Here is a 19,512-nt window from a genome sequence, read left to right on the forward strand (position 1 = left end):
CGAAACTGTGAGTGCTGATGCAAAAGTAGTAACAGATGGCTTTGGAGCTTATAGGGGATTGGATAAATTACATCAGGAGCACCACGTTCTAAATAAAGAGAAAGAAGAGTACGTCAAAGGAGAATACCATACAAATACTCTTGAAGGCTTTTGGACTCTCCTAAAACGTGGAATATATGGCCAATACCATAAAGTGTCTTCTGAGCATCTGCAAGCGTATCTCGATGAGTTTACCTTTAAATACAATAACAGGACAAATAAATCAAACTTCGCATTATTGATTCAACGAAGTTTGACCTTTGTCTAATGATGGGCTATTACTCTCCCAAGGGAGGGAATCGCAATCTCCCGAGCTTTTTGATAATTGCGAAACAATAAAATGAATAATACAGAAAATAAAACTGAACAAGGTACATCTGAAGTAATTATCAGGGAAGCCATTCAATCCGATTGCCCGCGCTTGATGGAGTTGGTGCATGAGCTTGCCTTGTATGAAAAAGCTCCCGAAGAGGTTACCGTTACGCTACAGCATTTTGAAGAAGCCGGTTTTGGCCCAAATCCTGTTTGGAAGGCTTTTGTTGCCGAAGTTGATGGCCTGGTTGTTGGCTTCGCGGTATACTACATCCGCTACTCAACCTGGAAAGGCAGCCGTATGTATTTGGAAGACCTGATAGTGACCGAAGATATGCGCGGCAAAAAGATCGGCAAACTACTGTTCGACCGCCTGATCCAGGAAGCTAAAGAGAAAGGTTTCAGCGGTATGGTTTGGCAGGTGCTTGACTGGAACGAACCTGCAATTAACTTTTATAACAAGTACGGCGCGAATATTGAGGCAGGCTGGTTAAATGCTTCGCTCTCGAGGGAGCAGTTGCTAAACTACTAAAACACATACCTATGAAAAATCTGTGCCTGTTGTTTTTTATTATGTTGGGCTTATCATCGTGTCAGTGGGGCGTACCTAATAAGGTTGCTGAAAAGACGTTTGATACCCTGCACTATGAGTATAAAGTAATAAAAGCACGGGCGGCAGATTGCGGCACAAAGCCCGACAGCGCTTGTACAGTAGTGAAAATTAACTATCCGTTCTTTGACAACGCCAAAGCTTTAAATGATACTATAACCCGCAAGATTACAGTGATGTTTGCTATGGATGGTAAACCAGACAGCAGCCTGGAACTGATGACCAAAAAATTCCTGAAATCATATGACGATTTTAAAAAGGATGATTCGCGGTCGGGAATGTTTTTTACGCTGGAGGATTCTGTCAAGGTGATCCACCAGGATTCAAGCCTTACTGCTTTGCAGGTGAGCGGCTATAGTTACCAGGGTGGAGCACATGGTGGCTCGTTTACCGGGTTTATTAACTGGGATACAAAAGCCGGTAAAAATTTAAAGCTTGCCGATATTTTTGCAACCGGTTATCATGATAAACTTACCGCAGTTGCCGAAAAGGTCTTCAGGAAAAATGAAAAGCTAAGTGACACGGCATCGTTGAAAGATAACTATTTTTTCAAAGACGATAAATTTGCTATCAACGATAATTTTTCGGTAACGCCCCTTGGTATCAAATTTTTATATAACCAATACGAGATAAAGCCATATGCGGCTGGCATTACCGAATTATTTATTCCTTACGCACAGATCAAATCATTAATACAGCCGGGTTCGGTTGTAAGTCAATTCATCAAATAAATGCTTGTTTTTAAATTCGGAGGGGCATCAGTTAAGGATGCCGCGGGTGTTACCAACCTTGCTAATGTTGTAAAACAATATACTGATCAACAATTGCTCATCGTGGTGTCGGCCATGGGCAAAACCACCAATGCACTCGAAAAGCTTACCAAAGCCTATATGGATCAGGCTGATGATATGCATGACATCTTTAATGAGATTAAGGAATATCATTATAACATATTAGCGGGCTTGTTTGAACCCGGGCACCCGGTATTTGATGAAGTGGCCAACACCTTTGTGGAGATTGACTGGGCTATTGAAGATGAACCGCATGATAGCTATGATTTTGTGTACGATCAGATCGTATCCATCGGCGAACTGGTGTCAACACGTATTGTTAATGCGTATCTGAACAAGGAGGGCCTGAAGAGCAAATGGCTTGATGTGCGCGGGTATGTGCATACAGATAATACTTACCGCGAAGGCATAGTTGAATGGGATAAAACAAAGACAAGCATTATTAACGATATTCCTGCCTTACTCGAAAAAGGCATCATAGTAACGCAGGGGTTCTTAGGTGGCACATCCGAAAATTTCACAACTACGCTTGGTCGTGAGGGCTCTGATTATACTGCTTCCATATTTGCAGCCTGTTTGGGTGCAGAGTCGGTTACCGCCTGGAAGGACGTACCTGGGATATTGAATGCTGATCCGAGATACTTTGCTGATACCGTAAAATTTGATGAACTTTCCTACACCGAAGCCATCGAAATGACTTATTACGGTGCAAGTGTTATTCACCCAAAAACTATTAAACCATTACAAAACGCTAAAATTCCGTTATTAGTAAAACCCTTTACTGATCCTTCGGCCGCTGGTACTGTGATAAAAGAAGATGGGCATAACCAGTTTACCAAGCCCGTGATCATCCTTAAGCAAAACCAGGTATTGCTGTCGGTATCGGGTAAAGACTATTCATTTATTACCGAAGATCACCTCAGTGATGTGTTTCGCCTGTTTGCCCAGAATAATGTTAAGGTAAATGTAATGCAAACATCGGCATTGAGTTTTTCGGTTTGCTTTGATTTGAATGAGCAACGTTTTGAAAAGCTGCTGAATGGCCTTAAACAGGATTTTAAGGTAAAGTACAATGAGGGTTTAATGCTCATTACTGTACGCCATGATGGGGTAAATACCATTAAGGAACTAACTGAAGGCAAAACTATTTTGCTTGAACAAATTAGCAGGAATACGATACAAGTGGTGGTTAAATAAAAGTCAAAAAAAGTCATTTTATTAACATTCGGCTGTGTTTAGATACCTGCCTTTAGGCTCAAAAAGTTATATTTGGGCATGAAGGCAATTAACACCATCAAGGATTCAGCAAATATCGGACTCGGGATTTTATCGGCAGCTTTTGGTCTTAAAGGCTTTTTATTGTCGAGTCATTTTATTGACGGAGGTGCCACCGGGGTATCTATGCTGATATTTGATATAACTTCCATACCCATATCCATATTGATCTTCGTAATCAATGTTCCTTTCCTGTGGATTGGTTACCGGAAGCTCGGGCTTTGGTTTGCGATAAAAAGCACAATTGCTATAGCCTTATTAGCTCTTTGCCTCGCACTGGTTAGCTTTCCTGATGTTACTCATGATAAATTGCTTACAGCTGTATTTGGCGGTGTGTTTATCGGTACAGGCAGTGGCCTGGCCATGCGTGGTGGAGCGGTGCTTGATGGCACTGAAATAGCTGCCGTACTGGTAAGTAAAAAGACTCAGCTGTTAAAGGTTAGCGATTTTATTTTGCTGCTTAATGTTTTGATATTTGGGGTTGCAGCCTCGGTACTGGGTGTTGAACCAGCTATGTACTCGATATTGACCTATATGGCTGCCGCTAAAATGATCGACTTTTTGCTGAACGGTATCGAACAATACTCGGGGGTTACCGTCATCTCAACCAAAAGCGATGCTATTCGCAGGGCAATAACAGTTACTCTTGGCCGTGGTGTTACCATTTACCAGGGCAAAAGCGGTTACGGTAAAGACGGCCATGTTAATGATCCCCGTGATATTGTTTTTACGGTAGCTACCCGCTTGGAAATCCCGTCTCTCAAACAAACAATTCTTCGTATCGATCCCAAAGCTTTTATTGTGCAACAGAGTATTGATGATACTACCGGTGGTTTGCTAAAGCGAAAGAAACTACATTAGGAAGCGGAAAGCTTAAAGCGTAAAGCCGAAAGCTTTTTTAAAGCGAGATAAGGAAAAGCTTTCGGCCTTAAGCTCAAAGAACGCTTACCGGGTGCTTGTGCTCATCAATAGCAACAAAAGTAAAAGTACCGGTGATGGCCTTTTCACGAACAAAGGAGTACATTTCTTCGATATAAATTTCAACCGAAACTTTGAGGCTGGTATTGCCGATATGGGCTATGCTGCCAACAAGTTCGATAATGGTACCTGCGGGAATAGGGCGTTTAAAATCGATCCTGTCTGATGATACAGTGACCATTCTTTTTCGGGTGAAGCGGGTAGCTGTAATAAAAGCTACTTCATCCATCATGGCCATTGCCGAACCTCCGAAAAGCGTATCGTAATGATTGGTGTCACTCGGGAACACCGTTTTAAATATCCGCGATTCCGCGTCTTTAATTCGTTCTTCAGTTGTCATTGAGTTGGATTTTAACTCCTTCTCCTTTGGAGAGGGGTTGGGTGGGGTTTATCTCAGTTTGCCCCATTTTACATAGGTAGCACCCCATGAAAAGCCTGCGCCGAAGGCTGTAAGGATCACGTTGTCATTCTCTTTGAAATCTTCTTTATAATCCCACAAGGCCAGCGGAATGGTAGCAGCAGTTGTGTTTCCATAACGGTCGATATTGATCTTAACACGGCTTTCGGGCAAACCCAAAGCATCTCCCACAGCGTGGATAATACGATAATTTGCCTGGTGGGGGATAAGCCAGTTAATATCATCTATGGCGAGGTTATTACGTTGCAGTATAGATGTGCAGCTTTCGGTCATACCTTTAATGGCAGCTTTGAAAACTACGCGGCCGTCCTGGCGTATATAATGGAGTTTTCCATCTATGGTTTCTTCTGATGCCGGGTTCATGGAACCACCACCCGGAACAAATAAATGTTCGCGTCCGTGACCATCTGTTTTAAATACACTGTCAATAACACCAATATCTTCGGTAGATGGTTCAAGCAATACCGCACCGGCGCCATCACCAAAAAGGATACAGGTGTTGCGGTCGGCGTAGTTTACAATGGCGCTGTTTTGATCGGCACCAATAACTATTACTTTTTTATAACGATTACTTTCAACAAGGCTTGAACCAAGGGTAAAGGCATAAAGGAAACCGCTGCAGGCAGCATTAACATCAGACGCCCAGGCATTGCTTAATCCGCATTTATCGCAAACAATGCTGGCTGTAGAAATAAGCAAATAGTCGGGGGTTGAAGTGGCTACGATAACGCAGTCAATTTCTGAAGGATCAACTTTGGCATTTTCAAGTAAATTTTTTACTGCAAAAGTAGCCATGTCTGAAGTAGCCAGTGTTCGGTCGGCAAGAATCCTTCTTTCCCTGATCCCTGTGCGTGAAACTATCCAATCGCTGTTAGTCTCAACCATTTTCTCTAAATCGCTGTTAGTTAAAATGTTGTCAGGAACATAGCCGCCTATACCGGTAATAACCGCGCTACTTTTTAATGCCATAAATGTTAGATATCTCAAAAAACACGCAAAGATACGGAATTTTGACCGTTTTAACTTGTCATGCAACTGTATGATTATATAATGTTACCACAGAATACTACAATAGTTTACGGTTTGTCGACACAAAGAGGCAACTAAACGACACATCTTTCAATGCTGGTACTGCTGCTTTTACTTTTGAATCAACGAATTAGATTAAACTTAAAAGGAGACATAACAATGGAAAGAAAGAACTTTTTAAAAAGCCTGGTAATCGGCGCAGTGTCATCGTCTGTATTGGTTGAAGCCTGCAAAAAAGATGCCGATACAGCCACAACTACTACGACCACCACTTCGGGAAGTTCATCTTCCGGTAGTACTTCGGGTTCAACCGATTCAGGCACCTGCAGTGTTGTGCCTACAGAAACTGAAGGCCCTTATCCAACACATTCACCTGCATCATACGTAAGGAGCGATATTACCGATGGCCGTACCGGGTATACACTTACAGCAAAAATTACAATAAATAACAGTAATAATAGTTGCAGTGCTCTTTCTGGCGCGCTGGTTGATATTTGGCATTGCGATGCGGAAGGGAATTATTCTGAATATGGTGGTAGCGGTACGCAATCAACAAATTATACTTCAGTTCATTTTTTGCGCGGCAGGCAAACTACCGATTCAAATGGCCTCGTAACTTTTACGTCCATATTTCCGGGCTGGTATACCGGCAGGGCCACGCATATCCATGTGCATGTTTATAACTCGTCGGGTACATCGTTGAAAGTAACCCAAATTGCGTTTCCCGAAGGTACAGGCTCCGCGCTTTTAGCTGTTAGTGGCTATGCCAAAGGTATGAGTGGGTATACCTACAATGCCAGTGATAATGTATTTAGTGATGGCTATACGCTTGAGACCGCTGCTGTTACCGGCAGCACCACCGCTGGTTTTGTGTTGACCATCGGCCTAAGCGTGCCTGCTTAAAATTTTCATTTTTGTTTTGTAACAAGGCGCTGGCTATTGTTGGCGTCTTGTTTTTTAACCATAATATGCAAAAACGTGTGATCATTTTGTGTTATCGTAAAATCATCGATATCCGGTCGGTTAAGCAATGGGATAAGCTGGTGTTCGAAAGTACCTACCTTGAATTTAAAATGCAGGCCCAGAATTTTAGCCAGGGGACCGATTATACTTCCTATGCCCAATTGTTAAGAAATGTGCCCAATGCCCAGCGTTTAAGCGGTATGGTTACCCCATCGGTTACAGGTTATATTCAACAGCTTGGCAGCATCATGCCCGATATTTTAAATAATATTGGCAGGCGGTTTCTTACGTTCAGCAAGTTTCAGCTGGAAATTATCAATTCGGATATTAATGATAAAGAAAAACACCAGGTTGCCGTTAATTTTTATTCCGAGCCCTTGGTGTGGCATGATACCATAGATAATTACCTGCTCGTATCCGGTCATTCGCCCGAAAATCAATCAGCTGCCGAAAATAATGTTGTAGCTACCAACCTTATGCAGTTGCAGCCGTATATAAATATAAGCTCATTACAATATCACAATTAACATGGAAAAGATCTCACCGGGACAAATACATTTGGCCGACCAAAGAGGTTTTACGAAAACCCATACCCTGAGGCGTTACAGTAGTTTTAACTATGGTAACTATTTTAATGAATATCGTAAACCATTTGGCCGGCTGGAGGTATGGAATGATGAAATGCTGGCGGGAGGTAATTCAGTTCATGTTACTGTAAAAAACTCCGGCTGGTTTGTTTTAATGCCGGTTACCGGCGAGGTGCTGTTAAAAAGGATAAATGGAGACATTCGCCTGATTGATGTTGGGGAGATGTTTGTAGGTTATGCCGTTGTCGGTGAGCAACTTGAACTAACCAATCTTTATAAAGAAGATTGGATCAATTACATTTATTTGCAGCTAAAGGATACTGATGTACTAAACCCACAACGTGATGCGGTTTTTAAGTTTGATTTTGCAGGCAGGCCAAACGAACTGATTGACCTGGTGCCAACCAGCGGAATGCACCCGTTTCGATTGCATATCGGGGTATTTGGTGGAAGGGTAGATGCCCTTTATCAGCTTCAAAACAGTGGTTCATTGTTTTACGCGTTTGTGCTTGCCGGGGCGTTTGAGCTACAGGGGCGTTTGATGCATGACCGTGATGGTTTGGCGCTGTGGGAGCTGGAAGAAGCAGATATGGAAGCGCTAAGTAATAATGCAGTGGTTTTGATATTGGAAATGTTGAAATAAACTCTTGTTTTTTAGATGCATCGGAGCACATCATTGCACAAGGTAAATTCTTTAAGCAGAACGGGCGTCTTGTAACCACCTGACGCCCGCCTAATCTCAATGTTTATTATTTAAATAGCCATACCACCCGAGGCTTCTATACGCTGGCCATTAACCCAACGTGCGTCTTCAGTACATAAGAAGGCTACTACGCCGCCGATATCTTCTGCAACGCCCGGTCTGCCAAGTGCAGTTATACTGCTTACCATTTTTTGCGTTTCCTCGCTGTTGCGCAAATGGCCGCCGCCAAAATCGGTCATGATAGCGCCGGGGGCAACCACGTTGGCCCTGATACCTCTTCCGCCAAGTTCTTTAGCCAGGTAACGGGTGAAAATTTCTACGGCGCCTTTCATCGAAGCATAGGCCGAAGAACGTGGAACCGATACCCGCGTCAACCCGGATGATATGTTGACTATTCCACCACCATCTGCCATTAACGGGATCAGCTTTTGAGTTAAAAAGTATACGCCTTTAAAGTGTACGTTCAACAAATCGTCAAAAAACTCCTCAGTAACATCGCTAATCGCACTATAGCCGCCTTGCCCCGCATTATTAACTAAAAAGTCGATATGATCGGTACCAAATTTATCTGTCAAAATTTCACGGAGTTTCTCAGTGAATGCATCAAAGCTTTTAATTACACCGGTATTGAGTTGCAATGCTGCTGCTTTGGCTCCGGTTTGTTCTGCAAGGCTAACAACCTTGGCTGCTTCCTCTGCATTGGTATTGTAAGTTATAACAACATCAATCCCTTTTTCGGCAAGCCTTAAGGCCATGTCTCTGCCTAAGCCACGGCTGCCGCCGGTTACTACGGCAATTTTATTTCTGTTTTCCATTTTCTTTTTGTTTTGATACAAAAGTAAAACAGATGGGAAGCCGGGTGTTTGAATAAATCAATCCATTATTTACAAAATTCAAATAATGGCTAAAATATCTGAGCTTTTAATAATTGTACAACTGTGGTTTAAATCTTTTAGCCAGGTATCCGGTAGCTTTTTCAAGGTCAATATCGGCTATAATTACCCCGGTTGTGCCATAAGCCTGGTAAGCTATGCAAGTACCATCCGGTGCTATAACCGAACTGGCTGATTCCGGATAAAGCGAGCCATAATTTGAGCTGGCAAAATAGATAGTATTTTCCAGCGCCCGCATCATCATCGCTTTTTCGTAATAAGGGTTAGCCATGCTTCCCCATTCGGTAGGCAGCACGCCTTCGGTATTGCTGCCCGAAAAATGAGGGTGGAAAACGATATGTGCACCATTGCGCGCCGCCCACCTTACCGATTCGGGATAACGGAACCCCTCGTGGCAAATGGTAATGCCAAATTTTAAGCCGTTCACTTCAAAAATATTTCGTTGTGTGCCCGGCACCCAGATGGTATCTTCTGATGGGTCTAACTGGTTTTTGGTTTGATAGCCGAGTACATCGCCAGTTTGGGATATTACATGTGCAATGTTTAAAAGGCCAGTATCTCCATACCAGTCCATCGGCATTACAACAGCTATATTATTTTCGGCAGCCATTCTGCATACTTCATTCAATGCCGATTGCAATATCTCCGGCGATGTTGGTTCCGGATCAGTAATCATGCCCGGGTATCCGGGTATATATGATTCGGGAAAACAAATAATCTCTGCCTGTTGCGTTGCCGCGTCCTTGATCAGTTTTTCAGCTTGCTGTAAACCGTCATTAATTGATTTTGGGAAAGAGGGAGTGGCTATAGCTATTTTCATGCGATGTTATCTATATGCTAAATTAAAGGTTTGCATTTATCTGTTGTTAACATTATCACCTCGTATGTCACTTTTTTATTTCAACTCCGTACCTGGTTGATATTTATAAAAATATCATTGTACATTTGTTAGGGAGATCCTCTCCACAATTCATAAATCATCATTCACACTACTTAACATTTACTACTATGATTGAAACTAAAGCGTATGCCGCGCAGGATGAAAATACTCCGCTTGCCCCCTGGACCTTTGAAAGGCGCGAAGTTGGGCCTCGTGACGTGCAGTTTGATATTTTGTATTGCGGGGTTTGCCACTCCGATTTGCACCAGATTAAGAACGACTGGTTCCCCGGCATTTTCCCGATGGTACCCGGACACGAAATTGTTGGCCGTGTAGTTAAAGTTGGCGAGCATGTAAAAGGTTTTAAAGTTGGCGATTTAGCCGCCACTGGCTGTATGGTTGATTCGTGCCGTGTGTGTGAAAATTGCAAACGCGATTTGGAACAATATTGCTTAAATGGCAGTTCACAAACGTACAACGGTCTTGAGCAGGATCATAAAACACCTACTTACGGCGGTTACTCAAACACCATTGTTGTTAACGAAGATTTTGTATTGCACCTTAAAGAAGGTGTTGACCTTGCTGCCGTTGCGCCATTATTATGTGCCGGTATCACTACTTACTCGCCGTTAAGGCACTGGAAAGTAGGCAAAGGACATAAGCTGGCTGTACTTGGCTTAGGAGGCTTGGGCCATATGGCTGTTAAATTTGGTGTTGCCTTCGGTGCTGATGTTACCGTATTAAGCACATCGCCAAAAAAGGAAGAAGACGCTAAAAAGTTAGGTGCACACCACTTTGTAGTTACCACCGATCCTAAACAGGTTGAAGCTGCCAAAAACTCATTCGATTTTATTTTGGATACCGTATCGGCCGAGCATGACTTTAATATGTACTTGTCGTTATTGCGCACAGATGGGGTTCACATATGCGTAGGCGTGCCTCCTAAACCGGCTCAAATTGCTGCCTTCAGTTTGTTGGGCGGTCGTAAAAGCTTAGCAGGTTCGGGTATTGGAGGCATTAAAGAAACCCAGGAGATGCTTGATTTCTGTGCCGAAAATAATATCGTTTCAGATATTGAGATGATTGATATTAAGGATATCCATACCGCATATGACCGTATGGAAAAAGGCGATGTGCGTTACAGGTTTGTAATTGATATGGCTACGTTGTAAACAAAGTGTTAGTTACTAATAAAAGGCTGTGCGAGAGCATGGCCTTTTTTGTGTGGGCGTTTTGCACCCTTTAAAAGTCGTTTTAGCCCCTTGTGTAATGTATGGTGCCCTGTAAATTTGAGATGTAAAATATAAACAATGACGTTATGAGGAACTTAGTAGTATTTATGCACATTTCGCTTGATGGTTTTACCGCCCGTGCTGATGGCGCTATGAACTGGATAAAAGTAAGTGATGAACTGTTTGAATACGCCAATGCCCGTACCGAGGTAGCGGATACGGCTTTATATGGCCGTAAAACTTTTGAAATGATGGACGCTTACTGGCCAACCGCCGGCGATGAGCCCGACGCATCAAAGCACGACATTGAACATTCAACCTGGTATAATAAAACGCTCAAGTATGTAGTATCTGAAACTACCGAACAGCAGGATACGGATAAGATCAAGTTTATTAGTGGTGATGTAAAAGCACAGGTCGAGGGCCTTAAAAAGCAGGATGGCGGTGAAATTATTATGTTTGGCAGCCCTGGCCTTGCACGCTATTTAATGGCCGAAGGACTGGTAGATGAATACTGGTTGTTTGTAAATCCTATTATCCTTGGTGCGGGTATCCCCTTGTTTGCCAACGTGGAAATAAAGCTTAGACTGAAAAAAAGCACAACTTTGGCTAATGGCGTTGTAGGGCTGCATTATATCAAAGAATAGCAGCGATATACAGCCGCCATAAAAAAATCTGCAATCCAAGGCAACGCCAACCTTAAAATGGTAGTAATCATTATGTACACAAAATATCACTACATGAAATTACTATCAAAGTTAACAGCAGCAGCCCTTGTGATAGGAGCCCTGTTTTTTACAAATACGGTCAAAGCGCAAACCACTCCTGCAAATGCGTTCCGTTTAGGTTTAGGAATTGAAACCGGTTTACCCACTGGTGTGGCAAAACTTGGCAGCACCTTTACATTAGGCGGTACAGCCCGTTTGCAATATGGCATAAGCGATAGTTTTGCGCTTACTTATACTATGGGCGGTTACCACTTCTTTCCTAAAAAAATCCCCGGAACAGATCAGCGTTATGGAAGCTATGGCGAAATCCCTATCAAATTTGGTGTTAAAGAATTTTTTATACCAAGCGTATATGTGGCCGGCGAAGTAGGTATAGCTTACGAAAAACTGGAGCATGGCTGGGGCCCGCACAGGCTTGACCTTTCACCAGGCATAGGCTGGGCCAATAAAACCTGGGATGTAAGCTTCCGTTACGAGAATTTTTCGGGTGCTAATCAGGATCACTTTGGTATGCTTGGCCTGCGTTTAGCTTACGGATTCGCCCTGTAATTAGGTTCTTATATTAACTATTAACTAACAGACCCGACTCACCCAGGGTGTGTTAGGTTGACTGACCCTCTTTCGGTTTTACCGGAGGAGGGTTTTTATTTGCTTTACGGCTTGACGCGTAATTATTTTATCCTGATTTTAGGATCGAAATGCCTAACCCGTTTTTATACTAAATATCACAAGTTTTGCAGCTAACAGAAGATCAGATATACGCCCTCGCGCCCGATGAAGCTTCAAAAAAAGCTGGTCGCGATTTGGCTAATCCGGCCAAATGGGTAAGCAAAGGCATTAATGAGCAGGCCCTGTGGGGCGAATGCCAGGGCAGCGGCAGCAAACCTTATCAAACCCAGGTTGATCTTAGTGCTATTGCTTTTAAATGTTCATGCCCCAGTCGCAAGTTTCCCTGTAAGCACGGCTTAGGACTTATGCTTTTTTGTGCACGGCAACCCGGTTTATTTACTACATCGGCTATGCCGGCCTGGGTGAACGACTGGATAAACAAACGTGCCGAAAAGGAAGAAAAGAAGGTTGAAAAAGCTGCCGAAAAACCTGTTGATGAAAACGCCCAGGCTAAACGCCAGCAGGCACGTGAACAAAAGGTAAGTGCCGGCATAGCCGAACTTTTGGTTTGGATCAAGGATATTGTACGCGGTGGTATTTTAACCATCCCCGAAAAAACTCCTGCTTATTGGGATAACATGGCCCGTAGGATGGTCGATGCGCAGGCGTCTGGTTTGGCGGGTATGGTCAGGAACCTTGCCGCTACCAACTTCTGGAACGAGGGCTGGCAAAGCGGTTTCATGGATAAACTACTGCAACTATACCTCGTGGCCGAAGGTTACAATAACATTCAAAATATCGATCCCGATTTGCAGCAGGACCTGCGCACTACTATAGGTTTTACCACCAACCAGGAAGAGTTGCGGGCACAAACGGGTGTAAGGGATACCTGGCTGGTAATTGGCAAGGAAAGCCGTGATGAACAACAGCTAACTATTGAACAAAACTGGCTTTACGGCTTAAAAACCAATAGCTACGCGCTGGTGCTGCAATTTACGGTTAAAGGACAGATTCCTCCGCTGGCCTTTTCGCCGGGTATGTACCTGGATGCCACGCTGGTTTATTTCCCATCGACTGTACCTTACCGTGCTATAGTGAAGGACTATAATATAATAAGGCAGACCGATACCGCCGCCGTACAAACATTTACAGGCTGGCAACAGGTAGCCGGTTACGAAACCGCATTAAATAGTCGTTTACCTTTCCGGAGCGAAATGCCTGTTGTGGTTACATCGTTAACGCCAGTTTACTATCAAAAACAATGGTGGCTTCAGGACAGCGAAGGCTGCCTTTGCAAAATATCTGCTGCCTATAACAATATCTGGCAACTGGTAGCCATAAGTGGCGGCGACCCGGTAACTATTACGGTAATCGGTAAAGAAAATGAATATCGCCCGCTTGGTGTGTGGCATCAAAATAATTATAAAAGTATCTGATGAAGGCCTGGGAAAGCATCATAAACACCGCCATGCTGGGCACAGATAAACCGACGCCCGCCATTGCCGATCTGCCCGAAGAGGTAGTGGTAATTGCTAACGCGATAGATGCCGCTGCAACATTAGATAAGGAGGAGCGGTACCTGCAAAAAGCGGTCGTGGTTTACAATTACAGGCAATCGGGCTTTGTACCTTTTCAAAAAAATGATCTGCCGGTTAATAAGGCTGCTGAAGAAACGAAGCTTTATTGCACACCGGTAGCCGCTGGCGTTTTGAATACGATACTGGATGAAGAGAACGATCAACTATTGCAGCTTTGGTTAAACCAATGCTACAAAGCGGGACGTTTATTGTTACCTGAAGCCTTACCAGCAGTACTTGAAAAAGCGCAAAAGGATATTGCATTGCGACCAGTTGTTATTGAATGCAGTGGAAACAGGGGCATATGGCTTAGTAAAATGAACCCCGCATGGAACTGGTTCTGCACTTTGGCCGATGAGGAACTCTGGCAAACAGGTACTCCCGCACAACGCGCTGAAGTACTGAAATGCTTAAGGAAAAATGAGCCTGTCAAAGCATTGGAGTGGTTGCAACAAACCTGGGAGCAGGAAAATGCAGCCGGTAAACTGGAATTGCTTAAGGCAATGAAGGTAAAGAGTAATATAGATGATTTGCCATGGCTGGAAAGTTTGCTAAATGAAAAAGGACAAAAGGTTAAAGATGAAGCTTTGCACCTGCTCAAAAGCATTCCCGGTTCATCGGTTATCAAACAATATGAAGATCTGTTGAGCCAATCTGTATCGCTCAAAAAGGAAAAAGCTTTGCTGGGTTTAACTACAAAGACTTCCATCCAGGTAAAGCTCCCGCCGGTTGTTGATGAAAGCATTTACAAATCGGGTATCGAAAAGCTATCGGGGCCGAAAAGTACCGTTACAGATGAAAACTATGTTATATATCAACTCATCAGCAGTGTACCACCGACGTTTTGGGAAAAACAGTTTGAAGTAGCGCCTGTGCAAGTTGTTGAATATTTTGAAAAACATGCACCTGCTATGGTGCCGGCTTTAGCAAACGCGGCAGCAAAGTTTGAGCAAAAAAACTGGGTGCCGTTTTTCCTCGGCCAGAGTATGTTCTATCCAGATTTCGTGGCGATGCTAAGCGCCAGGGAGCAGGAAAAATATTTATTAAAAGCATTGAGCAATGATCCTCAAAACACAATTGCACACGCAATTAGGATCAATGATGAATGGGGTACCGAGTTTGCCGTTGCGGCTCTGCTAAAAATGGCTAACTGGCCTTATGAATATAACCGTGGCTTTTTTACAAGGTATATCAGCCTGATCCCTGTTGGAGCGTTGAATCATATTGAAAATATAACATCCCAACAGGCTAACCTTCAGACAACCTGGGATAAAACCCGCAATCATTTAATTAATTTACTCAGCTTAAAACAGCAAACGCTTAAAGCCTTTAACGCATAAAAACTTTAACATGTCACAGATATTACGTCAGCATGCAGAGCAACTATTTGCACACGAACTGGAAGAACTGAAAAAGCAGGACGGAGATAAGCGCCCCGCCAATTGGGTGCTTTCTCCGCAATCGGTGGTAACCTACCTGGTTGGTGGTAAGCTGAAAAATGGTTTCGAGGTCTCGCCAAAATACATCGGTAACCGCCGGTTAATGGAAATAGCAGTAGCTACGCTCACAACAGATCGGGCTTTGTTGTTATACGGTTTGCCGGGTACGGCAAAAAGCTGGGTAAGCGAGCATCTGGCGGCAGCGGTAAGCGGCGACTCGACCATGATCATCCAGGGAACAGCAGGTACAAGCGAAGAATCTGTCCGTTACGGCTGGAATTATGCCCGTTTAATTGCACAAGGCCCATCGCCAGATGCATTGGTGGAAACGCCTGTAATGCGTGGCATGAAGGATGGTAAGATCGTTAGGCTGGAAGAGCTTACCCGCATCGGTGCTGATGTGCAGGATACTTTGATCACCATTCTATCTGAAAAAACATTGCCAGTGCCCGAACTTAATATCGAGGTACAGGCCGTTAAAGGCTTTAATATCATAGCGACCGCAAACAATCGTGATAAAGGCGTAAATGAATTATCAAGCGCGCTAAAACGCCGTTTCAATACGGTGATCCTGCCGCTACCTGATTCTGTAGATGAAGAAATAGACATTGTGCGCCGCCGTGTAGAAAGCTTTGAAAAAGTAATGGAACTGCCCGCCGAACCGCCTGCATTGCAGGAGATCCGCAGGATAGTGACCATTTTCCGCGAGCTCCGTGCAGGTGTTACTTTGGATGGTAAAACCAAGATCAAAGTTCCATCGGGTACCTTAAGCACTGCTGAAGCTATTTCGGTAGTGAATAGCGGCTTATCCATGGCGGCCTATTTTGGCGACGGACAATTAAAAGCGGCCGATCTTGCTGCCGGGATCATTGGTTCGGTAATTAAGGACCCAGTACAGGATAAATTGGTTTGGCAGGAATACCTGGAAACTGTAGTAAAACCCCGTACCGATTGGGCCGACATTTACCGCGCCTGCCGCGATCTATAATCAAACAACCTTAAGCCAATGGCAGTACATATTTTAGGCATAAGGCACCACGGGCCGGGTTCGGCGCGTAATGTGAAAGCTTTCCTGGAAACGGTTAAGCCTGATATTGTTTTGGTTGAAGGTCCGCCGGAGGCCGATGCTATGCTGCAATGGGTAAGTAACAAAGGCCTGAAACCGCCGGTAGCGTTGCTTTGTTATCAGCCCGATGATCCTCAGCGTTCGGTTTTTTATCCATTTGCTGATTTCTCGCCCGAATGGCAGGCGATCCTTTATGCCCGCAGGCAAAACATCCACGTACGTTTTATGGATCTGCCTGCCGGCAACCAAATGCTGGTTGAAAAAGAGCACAGGGTTGTTAAGCAACAGGAGGAGCCGGATACCGGTCATATCAATAATGAGGGGCAAAGCCTCGAGCAGCTATACAAAAGTCCGATAAGCTATCTCTCTGACGCAGCCGGTTTTGCCGACGATGAAAAATGGTGGGAGCATACTTTTGAGTACCGCAATAATAATGACGAGGTTTTTGATGCCGTAGCCGAGGCTATGCAGGCGCTCCGTGAAAGTCTCCCTCAAAAAGATAAGAAGCTTGAACTGATGCGCGAGGCTTATATGCGCCGCACCATTCGTCAGGCCGAAAAGGAAATGTTTCATACCATAGCAGTGATCTGCGGTGCCTGGCATGCACCTGCCTTGCAGAGTAAATCATCGCAAAAGGATGATAACGAGCTGTTAAAAGGTCTCCCTAAGGTAAAAACAGAATGCACCTGGATCCCCTGGACGTTTAACCGGTTGAGTTTTTATAGCGGTTATGGCGCGGGGATCAACTCGCCGGGATGGTATAATCATATCTGGCACCACCCGAATGATGATGGTACTTTGTGGATGGCCAATGTAGCGCAGTTGTTCCGTAAGCAACAGATGGATACGTCTGTTGCCCACATTATTGAAGCAGTAAGATTGGCCGGCGCGCTGGCATCATTACGCGGCCTGCCCAAAGTGGGTTTGGAAGAACTGAACGAAGCAACGCTGAGCGTGCTTTGTAACGGCGAAAGCATTTTGCTGAAACTGGTACAGGATGAATTGATAGTCGGTCACCAGATAGGAGAGGTACCTGTTGAAATTCCGAAACCACCGCTACAGCTCGATATTGAAAAACAACAAAAGAAATTAAGGCTGCCCGCCACGGCCGATTATAAAGATTACACGCTCGATCTTAGGAAAGATACCGATCTGGATAGGAGCATTTTCCTGCACCGCCTGCAACTGCTGGGCATCAACTGGGGCAGGCAGCAATACACCACAGGTAAAGGCACATTTAAAGAGCAATGGCGCTTACAATGGGATCCCGGTTATTCGGTGGAGATCATTGAGCGCGGCAATTTGGGAAATACCGTAGTTGAAGCTGCTACAGCAAGCGTACTTAACCAGTCAAAAGAAGCAAAAGAGCTGAAAGCGATAGGCGATCTGCTTGAAAAAACTATCCCCGCCGAGCTGCCCGGCGCTATTGAGGCATTGATCAATGAGCTTAATAATTTAGCTGCGGCCTCAGCTGATGTTATTGAATTGATGGAGGTGGTGCCAGGGTTGATAACCGTGGCAAGGTATGGCAACGTACGTAAAACAGATGCCGAGCTGGTACTGACCATTATCAACAGCATCATCACCAGGGTTTGTATCAGCCTGCCCAATGCTTGTATCGCCATTGATGAAGATGCCTCACAAAAACTGCTGGAGCTGTTTTTTAAACTGAACGATGGTATTAACCTTTTACAGGATGGGGAGATAACTGACATATGGCAGCAAACATTGATAATTATAGCTGCCAATAAAAGCACCTCGCCGGTTGTAGGCGGGTACAGTACCCGCTTGCTGCACGATGCCCGGCAGCTGGAGGGAGATCAGTTAATGCAATATTTCAGCTTTGCAATGTCATCCGCTACCGCACCGGTTATTGCGGCGGCCTGGCTCGAAGGATTTTTGAAAGGTAGTGGTACTCTGCTGCTGCTTGATCAGGACCTTTGGCAGGTGATCGATAACTGGGTCGCCGGCCTCGCTGATGATATATTTATGCAGGTGCTGCCCTTACTGCGCCGCACGTTTGCCAATTTCACCAATCCCGAAAGGAGGAAACTTGGCGAAAAGGCCCGTTGGGGCGGAGGATCTGGGCATCAGCATACTAACATCGGCGCAAATTTTGACCCCGAGCGGGCTAAACAAAGCCTGCCGGTTATTATGCAATTACTGGGTTTAACCATAAATACTACCGAAACAAATGGAAATTGAACCAGAACACCTGCGCAAATGGCGATTGATACTGGGAGGCAACCAAAATGAAGGCACCGAATTTCGCCTTGATGAAGCCGATCTGAAAGTTGACCGCACCCTTGAAGCCCTGTATGATAGTGATCGTACCGGCAGTCTTGGTGCTTCATCGCCTAATGTGAGCCGCTGGCTCGGGGATATCCGTACGTTTTTCCCCTCAAGCGTGGTGCAGGTAATGCAGCAGGATGCGTTGAAACGGCTTAACCTTACTCAAATGTTGTTTGAAAAGGAAATGCTGGAAAACGTTGAGCCCGATGTTCACTTGGTAGCAACGCTAATGACCCTGAGCCGTGTTATCCCTGATAAAACGAAGGATACTGCAAGGCAGGTAGTGCGCAAGGTGGTTGACCAATTGATCAAAAAACTGGCTGAGCCAACCCGCCAGGCCATAACCGGTAGTTTAAGCCGTAGCACCCGTAACACAAGGCCGCGGCATAATGAAATAAACTGGGGGGCAACTATCCTCAAAAACCTTAAACACTACCAACCCGAATACCAAACCATTATCCCCGAAACAAGGATCGGCTACGGCCGTAAGCGCTCATCGCTAAAAGATGTGATCCTCTGCCTGGATCAAAGCGGCTCTATGGGCTCATCGGTGGTTTATTCGGGGATTTTTGGAAGTGTAATGGCTTCTATCCCGGCTATCAAAACTAAAATGGTGGTATTTGATACCGCCGTTGCCGATTTGACCGAGGAACTAACCGACCCGGTTGAATTATTGTTTGGCGTGCAATTAGGTGGCGGTACAGATATCAATGCGGCACTAACCTATTGCCAGCAAATAGCTACCCGGCCTACCGATACCGTATTGGTGCTGATCACCGACCTTTACGAAGGCGGTAACGTAACCGAAATGCGTCGCCGTGCTGTCGAACTGGTTTCGGCAGGGGTACAGCTGGTTGTTCTGCTTGCTTTGAGCGATGATGGCTCACCCTCGTATGATCATCGCAACGCCCAATTTCTTGCCGATATGGGAGTGCCTGTTTTTGCCTGTACCCCCGATAAATTTCCCGACCTGATGGCCGCTGCGCTTACCAAACAAGATGTTAGCCTTTGGGCGGCAAAAGAAGAACTTATTTTGAAAAAGTAAAGGGATTGTTACTGGCTTACCGATACAAAATGCCAATTCATCGACA

The 19,512-nt window shown here is 44.7% G+C and carries 20 protein-coding genes; 16 read left to right on the plus strand and 4 right to left on the minus strand.

All coding sequences use genetic code 11. From position 1 onward, the window contains the following. From BMX50_RS13770 to BMX50_RS13790, 5 genes are all read left to right on the plus strand, one after another. Window positions 1-307, plus strand: a 307-nt coding sequence (locus BMX50_RS13770; protein ID WP_143065176.1) for an IS1595 family transposase, incomplete at its 5' end; no start/stop codon positions are given. Between the two features lie 72 nt (window positions 308-379). Continuing rightward, window positions 380-883, plus strand: coding sequence for a GNAT family N-acetyltransferase (locus BMX50_RS13775; RefSeq protein ID WP_091211127.1), 504 nt, complete (start codon window positions 380-382; stop codon window positions 881-883). Window positions 884-894: 11 nt separating this feature from the next. Beyond that, window positions 895-1,692 carry a DUF3298 and DUF4163 domain-containing protein gene (locus tag BMX50_RS13780; protein ID WP_091211128.1) on the plus strand — a complete coding sequence of 266 codons (798 nt, stop codon included), beginning with the start codon at window positions 895-897 and terminating at the stop codon, window positions 1,690-1,692. Further along, on the plus strand, window positions 1,693-2,949 hold the full coding sequence (locus BMX50_RS13785) for an aspartate kinase (protein WP_091211129.1): 1,257 nt from the start codon (window positions 1,693-1,695) through the stop codon (window positions 2,947-2,949). Window positions 2,950-3,027: 78 nt separating this feature from the next. After that, window positions 3,028-3,888, plus strand: coding sequence for a YitT family protein (locus tag BMX50_RS13790; protein ID WP_091211130.1), 861 nt, complete (start codon window positions 3,028-3,030; stop codon window positions 3,886-3,888). A 73-nt stretch (window positions 3,889-3,961) separates the two neighbouring features. Here BMX50_RS13790 and BMX50_RS13795 read toward each other — a convergent pair whose 3' ends face one another. After that, window positions 3,962-4,345, minus strand: coding sequence for an acyl-CoA thioesterase (locus BMX50_RS13795; protein ID WP_091211131.1), 384 nt, complete (start codon window positions 4,343-4,345; stop codon window positions 3,962-3,964). 48 nt (window positions 4,346-4,393) lie between these two features. Further along, window positions 4,394-5,392 carry a beta-ketoacyl-ACP synthase III gene (locus BMX50_RS13800; RefSeq protein WP_091211132.1) on the minus strand — a complete coding sequence of 333 codons (999 nt, stop codon included), beginning with the start codon at window positions 5,390-5,392 and terminating at the stop codon, window positions 4,394-4,396. Window positions 5,393-5,611: 219 nt separating this feature from the next. Between BMX50_RS13800 and BMX50_RS13805 the strand changes: the two genes are divergently transcribed. The 3 genes from BMX50_RS13805 (at window position 5,612) to BMX50_RS13815 (ending at window position 7,645) form a co-directional block, all read left to right on the plus strand. Then, the gene (locus BMX50_RS13805; protein ID WP_091211133.1) at window positions 5,612-6,355 is read left to right on the plus strand and encodes a dioxygenase family protein; all 744 of its coding nucleotides are present in this window, start codon (window positions 5,612-5,614) and stop codon (window positions 6,353-6,355) included. Between the two features lie 65 nt (window positions 6,356-6,420). Next, complete coding sequence (locus BMX50_RS13810; protein ID WP_091211134.1) at window positions 6,421-6,942, plus strand: hypothetical protein; 522 nt, start codon at window positions 6,421-6,423, stop codon at window positions 6,940-6,942. Window position 6,943: 1 nt separating this feature from the next. Continuing rightward, window positions 6,944-7,645, plus strand: coding sequence for a pirin family protein (locus BMX50_RS13815; protein ID WP_091211135.1), 702 nt, complete (start codon window positions 6,944-6,946; stop codon window positions 7,643-7,645). A 110-nt stretch (window positions 7,646-7,755) separates the two neighbouring features. Here the strand turns inward: BMX50_RS13815 and BMX50_RS13820 are convergent, their stop codons facing one another. Next, window positions 7,756-8,520 (minus strand): SDR family NAD(P)-dependent oxidoreductase, encoded by a 765-nt coding sequence (locus BMX50_RS13820; protein ID WP_091211136.1) that lies wholly within the window; start codon window positions 8,518-8,520, stop codon window positions 7,756-7,758. 106 nt (window positions 8,521-8,626) lie between these two features. Beyond that, window positions 8,627-9,418, minus strand: a complete 792-nt coding sequence (locus BMX50_RS13825; protein ID WP_091211137.1) for a carbon-nitrogen hydrolase family protein — start codon at window positions 9,416-9,418, stop codon at window positions 8,627-8,629. A gap of 188 nt (window positions 9,419-9,606) precedes the next feature. Here BMX50_RS13825 and BMX50_RS13830 point away from each other — a divergent pair, with 188 nt between their 5' ends. The 8 genes from BMX50_RS13830 (at window position 9,607) to BMX50_RS13865 (ending at window position 19,466) form a co-directional block, all read left to right on the plus strand. After that, window positions 9,607-10,650, plus strand: coding sequence for an NAD(P)-dependent alcohol dehydrogenase (locus BMX50_RS13830; RefSeq protein WP_091211138.1), 1,044 nt, complete (start codon window positions 9,607-9,609; stop codon window positions 10,648-10,650). A gap of 146 nt (window positions 10,651-10,796) precedes the next feature. Then, window positions 10,797-11,357, plus strand: a complete 561-nt coding sequence (locus BMX50_RS13835; protein WP_091211139.1) for a dihydrofolate reductase family protein — start codon at window positions 10,797-10,799, stop codon at window positions 11,355-11,357. A 93-nt stretch (window positions 11,358-11,450) separates the two neighbouring features. After that, window positions 11,451-11,987, plus strand: a complete 537-nt coding sequence (locus BMX50_RS13840; protein WP_091211140.1) for a hypothetical protein — start codon at window positions 11,451-11,453, stop codon at window positions 11,985-11,987. 185 nt (window positions 11,988-12,172) lie between these two features. Then, window positions 12,173-13,483, plus strand: a complete 1,311-nt coding sequence (locus tag BMX50_RS13845) for an SWIM zinc finger family protein (protein ID WP_091211141.1) — start codon at window positions 12,173-12,175, stop codon at window positions 13,481-13,483. After that, a complete protein-coding gene (locus BMX50_RS13850; protein ID WP_091211142.1) occupies window positions 13,483-14,964 on the plus strand; it encodes a DUF5691 domain-containing protein in 1,482 nt (493 codons plus the stop codon). Before BMX50_RS13845 ends, BMX50_RS13850 begins: the two co-directional genes overlap by 1 nt. A 10-nt stretch (window positions 14,965-14,974) precedes the next feature. Then, window positions 14,975-16,051, plus strand: coding sequence for an ATP-binding protein (locus tag BMX50_RS13855; protein WP_091211143.1), 1,077 nt, complete (start codon window positions 14,975-14,977; stop codon window positions 16,049-16,051). An 18-nt stretch (window positions 16,052-16,069) separates the two neighbouring features. After that, window positions 16,070-18,334, plus strand: a complete 2,265-nt coding sequence (locus BMX50_RS13860; RefSeq protein WP_091211144.1) for a DUF5682 family protein — start codon at window positions 16,070-16,072, stop codon at window positions 18,332-18,334. Continuing rightward, window positions 18,324-19,466, plus strand: coding sequence for a VWA domain-containing protein (locus BMX50_RS13865; protein WP_091211145.1), 1,143 nt, complete (start codon window positions 18,324-18,326; stop codon window positions 19,464-19,466). The genes BMX50_RS13860 and BMX50_RS13865 overlap by 11 nt, the downstream gene beginning before the upstream one ends. The last annotated feature ends 46 nt before the right edge of the window (window positions 19,467-19,512 follow it).

Origin of the sequence: Mucilaginibacter gossypiicola, assembly GCF_900110105.1 — a bacterium.
GTDB classification, from domain to species: domain Bacteria; phylum Bacteroidota; class Bacteroidia; order Sphingobacteriales; family Sphingobacteriaceae; genus Mucilaginibacter; species Mucilaginibacter gossypiicola.

Excerpts from the sequence above, each read along its gene's own strand:
- BMX50_RS13775 (WP_091211127.1), top strand. The coding sequence starts at position 380 with ATGAATAATACAGAAAATAAAACTGAACAAGGTACATCTGAAGTAATT.
- BMX50_RS13780 (WP_091211128.1), top strand. The coding sequence starts at position 895 with ATGAAAAATCTGTGCCTGTTGTTTTTTATTATGTTGGGCTTATCATCG.
- BMX50_RS13785 (WP_091211129.1), top strand. The coding sequence starts at position 1,693 with ATGCTTGTTTTTAAATTCGGAGGGGCATCAGTTAAGGATGCCGCGGGT.
- BMX50_RS13790 (WP_091211130.1), top strand. The coding sequence starts at position 3,028 with ATGAAGGCAATTAACACCATCAAGGATTCAGCAAATATCGGACTCGGG.
- BMX50_RS13795 (WP_091211131.1), bottom strand. The coding sequence starts at position 4,345 with ATGACAACTGAAGAACGAATTAAAGACGCGGAATCGCGGATATTTAAA.
- BMX50_RS13800 (WP_091211132.1), bottom strand. The coding sequence starts at position 5,392 with ATGGCATTAAAAAGTAGCGCGGTTATTACCGGTATAGGCGGCTATGTT.
- BMX50_RS13805 (WP_091211133.1), top strand. The coding sequence starts at position 5,612 with ATGGAAAGAAAGAACTTTTTAAAAAGCCTGGTAATCGGCGCAGTGTCA.
- BMX50_RS13810 (WP_091211134.1), top strand. The coding sequence starts at position 6,421 with ATGCAAAAACGTGTGATCATTTTGTGTTATCGTAAAATCATCGATATC.
- BMX50_RS13815 (WP_091211135.1), top strand. The coding sequence starts at position 6,944 with ATGGAAAAGATCTCACCGGGACAAATACATTTGGCCGACCAAAGAGGT.
- BMX50_RS13820 (WP_091211136.1), bottom strand. The coding sequence starts at position 8,520 with ATGGAAAACAGAAATAAAATTGCCGTAGTAACCGGCGGCAGCCGTGGC.
- BMX50_RS13825 (WP_091211137.1), bottom strand. The coding sequence starts at position 9,418 with ATGAAAATAGCTATAGCCACTCCCTCTTTCCCAAAATCAATTAATGAC.
- BMX50_RS13830 (WP_091211138.1), top strand. The coding sequence starts at position 9,607 with ATGATTGAAACTAAAGCGTATGCCGCGCAGGATGAAAATACTCCGCTT.
- BMX50_RS13835 (WP_091211139.1), top strand. The coding sequence starts at position 10,797 with ATGAGGAACTTAGTAGTATTTATGCACATTTCGCTTGATGGTTTTACC.
- BMX50_RS13840 (WP_091211140.1), top strand. The coding sequence starts at position 11,451 with ATGAAATTACTATCAAAGTTAACAGCAGCAGCCCTTGTGATAGGAGCC.
- BMX50_RS13850 (WP_091211142.1), top strand. The coding sequence starts at position 13,483 with ATGAAGGCCTGGGAAAGCATCATAAACACCGCCATGCTGGGCACAGAT.
- BMX50_RS13855 (WP_091211143.1), top strand. The coding sequence starts at position 14,975 with ATGTCACAGATATTACGTCAGCATGCAGAGCAACTATTTGCACACGAA.
- BMX50_RS13860 (WP_091211144.1), top strand. The coding sequence starts at position 16,070 with ATGGCAGTACATATTTTAGGCATAAGGCACCACGGGCCGGGTTCGGCG.
- BMX50_RS13865 (WP_091211145.1), top strand. The coding sequence starts at position 18,324 with ATGGAAATTGAACCAGAACACCTGCGCAAATGGCGATTGATACTGGGA.